Genomic DNA, 9863 nt, shown 5'->3' on the forward strand with positions numbered 1-9863 from the left:
CCCCCTCGGTCGCCCCGCTCGCCGTGCGCCGTGCCGCCGCCCAGCAGGCCGCGCGCCGGCGCCGCCGCGTGCTCGGCGCGGTCCTGCTCGTCAACGCGCTCGTGCTCGGCCTCGCACTCGGTCGGGTCGTCGCCTGGTCGTGGGTCGTCGCCCCGGTGATGCTGCTCGCCGCCTGGCTGGTCGCCTGCCGCCTCATGGTCAAGGGGGAGCGGGCCGCCGCGCGGCGTGCTCCCGCACCCTCGGAGTCCGTCCTGCCCCGCACCGCCGCCACCGTGTCCGAGCCCTCTTCCCCGGAGGTCGGCCCCGCGGAGGTGGTGATGGATGTCGTCGTGGAGACGGTGGCCGCCTCCCAGGCACCGGCCGCCTCGCCCGAGGTGGCCGTCGCGGCCCCCGTGCTGCGGGCCCCCGGCTCCTGGGACATGGTGCCCACGACCCTGCCGACCTACGTCTCCAAGCCCGCGGCCACGCGGCGTACGGTCCAGACGATCGACCTGGAGTCCACCGGCGTGTGGTCCTCGGGCCGGAGCGAGAGCGACTCCGCGCTGGCCCGCGAGGCCGAGGAGCGCGAGGCGTCCGCCAAGGCCGAGCGCACCGCCCGCGAGCGGCGCGCCACCGGTTCCTGAGCCGGCACCGCACCGCACTTCCCGTCGTACGCTGACGGCATGACCCTGCACCTGTCGCAGACCCGGGCCGTGCCGGTCCCGGTCGCCGAGGCGTTCGACCGGGTGCTCCCGCACCCGCTGCCCGAGATCTTCGCTCGCCGCAGGCTCGCCATCCCGCCGATCCGCGAGGTGCGCGACCAGGCGGGGACGTGGGGCGAGGTCGGCCAGACCCGCACGATCGTGCTCGCCGACGGCGGCAGCATGCGCGAGACGCTGACCTCGGTCGAGCGCCCGCAGTCCTTCGGCTACGTGATCGGGGACGTCCACGGGCCGATGAAGCCGCTGGTGACGCGCGTCGAGGGGCGCTGGTCCTTCGAGCCGGCCGGCACCGGCACGCGCATCACGTGGGCGTGGGACGTGTCCCCGACCAGGGCGGGACGCCCGGCGATGCCGCTGTTCGCGCGGATGTGGCGCGGCTACGCCCGGCAGGCGCTCGAGGAGATCGAGTCCATCCTGCTGCGCTGAGGGGCCTGATTGGGCGCGTCTCCGTCGCCGGTGTATCTTTTCGTCTCGTCTGGGGGTGTGGCGCAGCTGGTAGCGCGTCTCGTTCGCATCGAGAAGGCCAGGGGTTCGAGTCCCCTCACCTCCACCAGCACGAACGGCCCGCCTGTCCGGCGGGCCGTTCGTCATTTCGGCCGGTCTCGGTGGGCTCTGCGGGCGTCGTACTCCGCCACGCCGGCGTCAACTGGCGGCGGGCGACAGGATCCTCGGCCGTCGGAGTGTCGTACGCCGCCAGTTGCGGTTGCCTGACCGGGTTTCGCCGGTGCGCTGGGAGGCCGTTGCCTGGCCGCCACTCGACCGCCACTCCGGCGTCAACTGGCGGCGGGCGACATCGGGATCGCCTGCCGAGCTGTCGTACGCCGCCAGTTGCGGGTGACCGGGCCGGACCAGCGAGCAAGGCAAGCGCCGGTCAGATCCAGCGGGTGAACCACACCCGGTCGAGCCACTCCGAGTGCGTGATGAGCTGGTCGGTCCAGATCGGCCAGAACCACGCGAAGGTGAGCAGCACCAGGACGACGTACGACCCGGCGACGACGACGCCCGCCGTGCGGCGGGGGCTGGGCTCGTCGGAGGTCCCCACCAGCGTGCCGAGCGCCAGGGAGAGCGCCAGCACGACGAAGGGCAGGCAGGCGATGGCGTAGAAGATGAAGATCGGCCGGTCGTCGTACATCAGCCACGGCAGCCACGTCGACCCGGTGCCGACGACGGCGACGCCGAACCGCCAGTCGCGCGCGCCGACCCAGCGCACCATCGCCAGCAGCAGCGCCAGCGCGCCGCCCCACCAGATCAGCGGGTTGCCGAGCAGCAGCACCTGGCGCAGGCAGTCGGAGCCCTTGGGAGCGTCGCAGCCCTGCGAGCCGGGCTGGATGTCGAGCTGCGCGTCCACGCCGACGGGTCGGCTCATGAGGAGCCAGCCCGCGGGCTTGGAGGCGTAGACGTGCTCGCTGTCGTTGAGGAAGTGGGCGTGGAACGTGTAGACGTCGTGGTGGTAGTACCAGAGCGACCGCAGCGACTGGACGACCTCGCCGAGGCCGTCCGCGTCCGGCTCGGTGGCCGTCGGCCACTGCGTGCCACCGTCGTACGTCGTGTACTGCGTGTTGCTGAGCGCCTTCTCGTACTCCCCGGCGTGGATCAGCCATCCCGTCCAGGTCGCGACGTAGACCACCAGGGCGACCAGCACGAGGTGCAGGAAGGCGGGCACCCCGTCGAGGAGCACGGCCCGCAGCAGGGCCCGGCGGTGGCCGAAGGAGCGGCGCGCCCCCCAGCTCCAGGCGACGGTCATGACGCCGAACGCCGCAAGGGGGAACAGCGCCGTCCACTTGGTGCCGACCGCCAGTCCGAAGGCGACCCCGCCGGCCAGCAGCCAGGGCCGGAGGAGCCGTCGGGTCGCCCCCCGCGCCAGGCGCTCACGGAACCACTGTCGGTCCGCGACGACACAGTGGACCCCGCAGAGGATGAAGAAGGCGAGGAAGATGTCGAGCAGAGCCAGCCGGGACAGCACGAGGTGCAGTCCGTCCAGCGACAGCAGGAGCCCGCCCACCAGGCCCAGCACGGTGGAGCCGGTCACGCGGCGCACGAAGCGGCACATCACGAGCACCATCAGCGAGCCCACCACGGCGGCGGCGATCCGCCAGCCGAAGGGGTCCATCCCGAAGGCCTTCTCGCCGATCGCGATCAGCCACTTGCCCACCTCGGGGTGGACGATCATCGACGGGCCGGACTCCCACAGCCCGCCGAGGTGGCCGTTGAGGATCGACTTGTCGGCGTCCTCGACGTACTCGCGGACGTAGCCGTTGCCGAGCATCGACCACGCGTCCTTGGCGTAGTACGTCTCGTCGAAGGAGAACTGGTGCGGCGTGCCGAGGCGCCACCACCGCAGGAAGAACGCGAGCGCGGCGACCAGCAGCGCCCCGGTCCACCCGACGACCGGGTCCTCACCGCGCCAGCGGGGCCGGGCCCGCTCGGTGGCGGGCGGCACCTCGCTGCCGGCGGCCGTCCGCGACAGGCTGACGGTGGGCGGGGCGGTCACGCGGGCACTCTAGTTCGCCTGCCCCACCGGGACGGCCCACCGATACCCTCGCCCCATGACTGCTGCCGGTGTGCTCGTCCTGGCCGCGACCCCCATCGGGCAGTACGCCGACGCCCCGCCGCGACTGGCGCAGGAGCTCACCGGCGCCGACGTGGTGGCCGCGGAGGACACCCGCCGCCTCAAGCGGCTCACCAGCGACCTCGGCATCACCCTCGGTGGCCGGGTCGTGTCCTACTTCGAGGGCAACGAGTCGGCCCGCACGCCACTGCTCCTCGAGGCCCTCCTCGCCGGCGAGCGGGTGGTGCTGGTGACCGATGCGGGGATGCCCAGCGTCAGTGACCCGGGCTACCGGCTGGTCGCGGCCGCCGTCGAGCACGACGTGCGGGTCACCGCGGTCCCGGGGCCGAGCGCCGTGCTGACCGCGCTGGCGGTGAGCGGGCTGCCGGTCGACCGGTTCTGCTTCGAGGGGTTCCTGCCACGCAAGGCGGGGGAGCGCTCGCGTCGGCTGGCCGACCTGGCGCGTGAGGAGCGCACGATGGTGTTCTTCGAGGCGCCGCACCGCACCGAGGCGGCCCTGGCCGCCATGGCCGAGGCCCTCGGCGGCGACCGACCGGCCGCGGTGTGCCGCGAGCTGACCAAGACCCACGAGGAGGTACGCCGCGGGCCGCTGGCCGACCTCGTCTCCTGGGCCGCGGACGGCGTACGCGGTGAGGTCACCATCGTGGTGGAGGGCGCGGCCCCCGCGGCCGAGGTCGGTCACGACCCCGACGACCTGCGCGCGGCGGTCGCCGACGAGGAGGCCGCCGGAGCCACGCGCAAGGAGGCGATCGCCGACGTCGCGCGCCGGGCGGGGCTGCCCAAGCGCGAGGTCTACGCCGCGGTCCACCTCTCCTGAGTGCTCGCTAGCCTCGGACCATGCCCGAGCAGCCGACCGACCGACCGACCCGCAGCCGGTCCGCCACCGAGGAGACGTCGGGGTCCCGCCGCGACCGCGAGCGGCCGCCGGCGCCCGAGCCGCTGCCCCTCCCGGTGGTCGACAACCACTGCCACCTCGACATCGCCGACGGCGACTGGGTCGAGACGTCCGCTGCCATCCAGCGCGCGAAGGACGTGAACGTCGCGCGCATCGTGCAGATCGGCTGCGACCTGCCGGGCGCGCGCTGGGCGGTCGAGGCGGCCGCGCGGCACCCCGAGCTGGTCGCCGGGGTCGCGCTGCACCCCAACGAGGCGCCCCGGGTCGACGACCTCGACGAGGCGATGGCGGAGATCGAGCGGCTGGCCGGAGCGCACGACAAGGTGCGGGCCGTCGGCGAGACGGGCCTGGACCACTTCAGAACCGCCGAGGAGGGGCGGGCCGCGCAGGAGGAGAGCTTCCGGCGCCACATCGACCTGGCCAAGCGGCTGGACAAGACCCTCGTCATCCACGACCGCGACGCCCACGACGACGTGCTGCGCGTCATCGGCGAGGAGGGGGCTCCCGATCGGTGGGTCATGCACTGCTTCTCCGGCGACGACGCGTTCGCCCGCCGGTGCCTGGACCGCGGGGCGCACCTGAGCTTCGCCGGCACCGTCACCTTCAAGAACGCCGCGCCGCTGCGCAACGCCCTGGCCGTGACCCCGCTGGACCGCCTGCTCGTCGAGACGGACGCGCCCTACCTCACGCCGACGCCGTACCGCGGTCGTCCCAACGCTTCCTACCTGGTGCCGCTGACGGTCCGGGCGATGGCCGAGGTGCGCGGCGACGACCTCGAGGTCCTGTGCCACGCGATCGACACCAACACCGAGAGAGCGTTCGGCGGATCTTGGTGAAATGTGTCGCGCGACGGCTGGGACGCGTGTGACCGGAGGGGCAAGATCCACGCTCAGGACCCCCGCGTGCCGTCGGAGACGCCCGTCACACGGGGACGGACACGGGCTCCGAGGAGTTTGACARGGGTCCCGTCACCGTTATCGTCTTGTGACTGTTGGCCGGGATCGGGAAGATCCGCCAGCGCCCGGAGAGGGTTTCGACCCCCTTCGCGAGACCCCCCGCTCGCACACGTGATCGTTCCCGAGATGACCACGGCTGCACGCGGGTGCGCTGACGCCCGAGGCCCGGGAAGCTCGACGTTCGGAGCATCGTGCGCTCACGCATCGCCCACCTCAGCAAGTCCAAGGCCCTCCTGGTCACCCTCGTCGCCGTCATCCTCGCCGCAGTCGGTGGGACGACCGTCGGCTACGCGGCCCTCAACAAGTCGGTGACGCTGTYCCTCGACGGGAAGGCCCAGACCATCAGCTCCATGGGCGGCACCGTCGGTGACGTCCTGGCCGCCGAGGGCGTCCAGGTCACCGACAAGGACCTCGTCGCCCCTGCCGTCGACGAGCCCGTCGAGGACGGAACCCGCATCTCGGTGCAGTTCGGCCGCACCCTCTCCCTCAGCGTCGACGGCGAGGAGCGGACCTACTGGGTCAACTCCACCACCGTCGCCAGCGCCCTGGGTGAGATCGGCCGTCGCTTCGAGGGCGCCGACCTGTCCACCAGCCGCAGCGCGCCCCTCGGTCGCACCGGCATGACCCTCGATGTGGTCACGCCCAAGGTGCTCAAGATCAAGGTCGGCGACTCCCAGCTCAAGCGCAAGAAGATCACGGCCCTCACGGTCGAGGACGTCCTCGACCGGATGAACGTCGAGGTCAGCAAGCGCGACAAGGTCACCCCGGCCCTCGACAAGGAGATCTCCGACGGCGACAAGGTCGTCGTGACCGACATCCGGGTCGTGAGCCGCAGCGAGAAGGGCCAGTCCATCGGGTTCGACACCATCACCCGTGAGGACGACTCCATGCTGAAGGGCGAGCAGGAGACCGTCCGCGCCGGCCGCGAAGGTCTGCGCAACGTCACCTACGAGCTCCGCTTCCGCAACGACGAGCTCGTGGCCCGGAAGGTGCTCTCCTCCGACGTCACGCGCGCCCCGGTCGACGCCATCGTCAAGGTGGGCACCAAGGAGGCTCCCAGCGAGCCCAACTTCGCCTCCGGCGGCACCGTGTGGGACTCCCTCGCGCAGTGCGAGTCGGGCGGCAACTGGGCCATCAACACCGGCAACGGCTACTACGGCGGCCTCCAGTTCAACATCGGCACCTGGCAGTCGTACGGCGGCTCCGGCCTCCCGAGCAACGCCTCCCGCGAGACCCAGATCGCCATCGCGACCAAGGTGCGTGACGCCTCGGGCGGGTACGGCGCCTGGCCGGCCTGCGCCGCCAAGCTGGGCCTGCCCCGCTGACGGCACCCCCCGGGCACTAGCCTGAGACGCATGACAACCCCCTCCGCCGGTCCGAGTCTTCTCGGGTCGGCGGAGGTGCGTCAGCTGGCCGCCCGCCTCGACCTGAGGCCCACCAAGCAGCGCGGCCAGAACTTCGTCATCGACCCCAACACCGTGCGCCGGATCGTGCGCGAGTCGCGCGTCGGCCCGGACGACGTGGTGGTCGAGATCGGTCCCGGCCTGGGGTCCCTGACCCTGGCGCTGCTCGAGGTCGCCGGCCGCGTCGTGGCCATCGAGCTCGACGAGGCGCTGGCCGGGCTGCTCCCCGAGACCATCGCCACGCACGCCCCCGACCGGGCCGACCGCTTCGAGGTGGTGCTGGGCGATGCGATGCGTGTCGAGTCCGTGCCCGGTCCCGCGCCGACCGCGCTCGTCGCCAACCTGCCCTACAACGTCTCGGTCCCGGTGCTGCTGCACATGCTCACCCTGCTGCCCTCGCTGGAGCGCGGCCTCGTGATGGTGCAGGCGGAGGTCGCCGACCGGCTCGCCGCCCCGCCCGGATCCAAGACCTACGGCGTGCCGAGCGTGAAGGCCGCCTGGTTCGCCGACGTACGCCGCGCCGGCACCATCGGGCGCAACGTCTTCTGGCCCGCCCCCAACGTGGACTCCGGCCTGGTCGCCTGGACCCGCCGTGAGCCCCCGCAGACCACCGCGTCGCGCCAGCAGGTCTTCGCCGTCGTCGATGCGGCCTTCGCCCAGCGGCGCAAGCAGCTCCGCGCCGCGCTGCGCCCGTTGGCCGGGTCCGGCGAGGCCGCCGAGGCGGCCCTGGTCCACGCCGGCGTCGACCCCACCACGCGCGGCGAGGTCATCGGCGTCCAGGAGTTCGCCCGGATCGCCGAGGGCATGCCCTGGGACGAGAGTCGGCGCGACACGGACGGCCGCGGGTGGTGACCCCCGAACGCCGCCTCCCGCCGAGTGTCGACGTCCGTGCCTCCGCCAAGATCAACCTCCACCTCGGTGTCGGTGCCGCCCGCGAGGACGGCTTCCACCCGCTCGAGACCGTCTACCAGGCGATCGGGCTGCACGACGAGCTCGTGGCCACCGAGGGCGACACGTTCCGCGTGGTGACCCACGGGGCCGAGCACGTCGACGTGGCCGACGTCCCGGTCGGCCAGGACAACATCGTCGCCCGCGCGACGGAGCTGATGGCCGCAAGGGCCGGCCGCGAGCCGGTCGTGGACTTCCTGGTCCACAAGGAGATCCCGGTGGCCGGGGGGATGGCCGGCGGCTCCGCCGACGCCGCCGCGGCCCTGCTCGCCCTCGACCGGTTGTGGGACGCCCGCACGCCCGACGACGAGCTGCTCGCGATGGCCGCCGAGCTGGGCAGCGACGTGCCCTTCGCCCTGATCGGCGGCACCGCGCTCGGCACCGGCCGTGGCGAGCTCGTGACGTCCGTGCCCGACAGCGGCCCGTGGTGGTGGGTCGTCGTGCCGTCGGGGCTCGGCGGGCTGTCCACCCCGGCCGTGTACCGACGCTTCGACGAGATGTTCCCCGGCGCGGACGCCGAGCCGGCGTCCGCGGACGCGCTGCTCGCGGCCCTGGCGACCGCCGACCCGCACCGGCTCGGCGCCGCGCTGCGCAACGACCTGCAGGAACCGGCGCTCGACCTGCGTCCCGACCTGGGCGACCTCCTCGACCTGGGCGAGTCCGAGGGCGCCGTGCGTGGGCTCGTCTCCGGGTCCGGCCCGACGTGCCTGTTCCTGGCCGAGTCGCCCACCGCCGCCCACGCCCTGGCCGGGGCGCTGCGGGCGTCGGGCCATGCCGTGGTGCTCGTGGCGGCCGGGCCGGTCCCCGGTGCCCAGGTCGTCGAGATCGGATGAGCGTGGACGTCGATGGATGTGAGAGCCAGATGAGCGTGAGGACCGGATGAGCGTCGCAGCCAACCTGATCAACCTGGAGCGGGTCTCCAAGTCCTACGGCGTGCGCCCGCTGCTCGACGAGGTCTCCCTCGGCGTCTCGGCGGGGGAGCGGATCGGCATCGTCGGTCGCAACGGCGACGGCAAGACCACCCTGCTCGAGGTGATGACCGGCCTCGAGGAGCCCGACTCGGGCCGGGTGTCGATGACCCGCGGCGTCGAGATCGGCTACCTGCACCAGGGCGACGAGCTCGTCGACACCCACTCGGTCCGCGAGGCCGTGCTCGGCGGGCTCTCCGACCACGAGTGGGCGGCCGACGTGATGATGCGCGGCGTCGTCGAGGAGCTGCTGGCCGGGATCTCGCTGGACCGCCCCGTCCTCGGCCTGTCCGGTGGCGAGCGCCGTCGCTGCGCCCTGGCCGCACTGCTGCTCGGCCGCCACGACCTGATCGTGCTCGACGAGCCCACCAACCACCTCGACGTCGAGGCGGTGGCCTGGCTCGCGGAGCACCTCGTGGGCCGCAGCAGCGCCCTCATCGTCGTCACCCACGACCGCTGGTTCCTCGACGAGGTGTGCCAGACGACGTGGGAGGTCCACGACGGGGCCGTGGACAGCTACGAGGGCGGCTACGCGTCGTTCGTGCTGGCCAAGGCGGAGCGCCAGCGACAGGCGGGCGCCTCCGAGCAGCGTCGCCAGCAGCTGGTCAAGAAGGAGCTCGCCTGGCTGCGCCGCGGCGCCCCGGCCCGCACCGCCAAGCCGAAGTTCCGCATCGACGCCGCCAACCAGCTCATCGAGGACATCCCGCCGCCGCGCGACCGGATGGAGCTGCAGCGCTTCGCCGCGCAGCGCCTCGGCAAGGACGTCCTCGACATCGAGGACGTGGACCTCTTCCGCGGCGAGCGCCAGCTGCTCGACCACGCCACCTGGCGGCTCGGCCCCGGGGACCGGGTGGGGATCGTGGGGGTCAACGGCGCCGGAAAGACCTCGGTGCTGTCACTGCTGTCCGGGGACCTCGCGCCCCGCGTCGGCACGGTGAAGCACGGTCGCACGGTGTCGATGAAGCACCTCACCCAGGCGCTGGACGACATCGATCCCGCGGGACGTGTGCTGCCGACCGTGGAGTCGATCCGCCGGGTCACCAGGACCGCCGACGGGCAGGAGCTGACGGCCACCTCGCTGCTGGAGCGCTTCGGCTTCACCGGCGACCGGCTGACGGCCCGGCTGGGCGACCTGTCCGGCGGCGAGCGCCGGCGCTTCCAGCTGCTCAAGCTGCTGCTCACCGAGCCCAACGTGCTGCTCCTCGACGAGCCGACCAACGACCTCGACATCGAGACCCTCAACGTGCTCGAGGACTTCCTCGACGGCTGGCCGGGCACCCTGGTCGTCGTCTCGCACGACCGGTACTTCCTCGAGCGGGTCACCGACTCGGTCTGGGCGCTGCTGGGCGACGGAAAGATCTCGATGCTGCCCCGCGGTGTCGACGAGTACCTCGAGCGCCGGGCGGCGCGGCGCACCTCCGAC

Annotated in this window: 9 protein-coding genes and 1 tRNA gene; 9 read left to right on the forward strand and 1 reads right to left on the reverse strand. The window is 72.9% G+C overall.

Annotated features, from left to right (window positions below; all coding sequences use genetic code 11):
• From sepX to AC1DQF_RS19865, 3 genes are all read left to right on the forward strand, one after another.
• A partial coding sequence (sepX, locus tag AC1DQF_RS19855; protein WP_477526954.1) for a divisome protein SepX/GlpR occupies nt 1–623 on the forward strand: 623 nt, incomplete at its 5' end.
• Nucleotides 624–662: 39 nt separating this feature from the next.
• Nucleotides 663–1127: an SRPBCC family protein gene (locus AC1DQF_RS19860; protein WP_477526955.1), complete on the forward strand. Its 465-nt coding sequence runs from the start codon at nt 663–665 to the stop codon at nt 1125–1127.
• A 51-nt stretch (nt 1128–1178) separates the two neighbouring features.
• Nucleotides 1179–1254: transfer RNA gene (locus AC1DQF_RS19865), tRNA-Ala, on the forward strand.
• 318 nt (nt 1255–1572) lie between these two features.
• On the opposite strand, the gene AC1DQF_RS19870 is transcribed toward AC1DQF_RS19865, so the two are convergent.
• Nucleotides 1573–3192 carry a dolichyl-phosphate-mannose--protein mannosyltransferase gene (locus AC1DQF_RS19870; RefSeq protein WP_477526956.1) on the reverse strand — a complete coding sequence of 540 codons (1620 nt, stop codon included), beginning with the start codon at nt 3190–3192 and terminating at the stop codon, nt 1573–1575.
• A 55-nt stretch (nt 3193–3247) separates the two neighbouring features.
• Here AC1DQF_RS19870 and rsmI point away from each other — a divergent pair, with 55 nt between their 5' ends.
• From rsmI to AC1DQF_RS19900, 6 genes are all read left to right on the forward strand, one after another.
• Nucleotides 3248–4087 carry a 16S rRNA (cytidine(1402)-2'-O)-methyltransferase gene (rsmI, locus tag AC1DQF_RS19875; protein ID WP_477526957.1) on the forward strand — a complete coding sequence of 280 codons (840 nt, stop codon included), beginning with the start codon at nt 3248–3250 and terminating at the stop codon, nt 4085–4087.
• A 20-nt stretch (nt 4088–4107) separates the two neighbouring features.
• A complete protein-coding gene (locus AC1DQF_RS19880; protein ID WP_477526958.1) occupies nt 4108–5001 on the forward strand; it encodes a TatD family hydrolase in 894 nt (297 codons plus the stop codon).
• 311 nt (nt 5002–5312) lie between these two features.
• Nucleotides 5313–6446: a transglycosylase family protein gene (locus tag AC1DQF_RS19885; protein ID WP_477526959.1), complete on the forward strand. Its 1134-nt coding sequence runs from the start codon at nt 5313–5315 to the stop codon at nt 6444–6446.
• A gap of 30 nt (nt 6447–6476) precedes the next feature.
• Nucleotides 6477–7376 (forward strand): 16S rRNA (adenine(1518)-N(6)/adenine(1519)-N(6))-dimethyltransferase RsmA, encoded by a 900-nt coding sequence (gene rsmA / locus AC1DQF_RS19890; RefSeq protein WP_477526960.1) that lies wholly within the window; start codon nt 6477–6479, stop codon nt 7374–7376.
• Nucleotides 7370–8305, forward strand: coding sequence for a 4-(cytidine 5'-diphospho)-2-C-methyl-D-erythritol kinase (locus AC1DQF_RS19895; RefSeq protein WP_477526961.1), 936 nt, complete (start codon nt 7370–7372; stop codon nt 8303–8305). Before rsmA ends, AC1DQF_RS19895 begins: the two co-directional genes overlap by 7 nt.
• Nucleotides 8306–8351: 46 nt before the next feature.
• On the forward strand, nt 8352–9863 hold a 1512-nt coding region (locus AC1DQF_RS19900), incomplete at its 3' end, for an ABC-F family ATP-binding cassette domain-containing protein (protein ID WP_477526962.1).

Source organism: Nocardioides sp. P4_G4 (assembly GCF_056401085.1).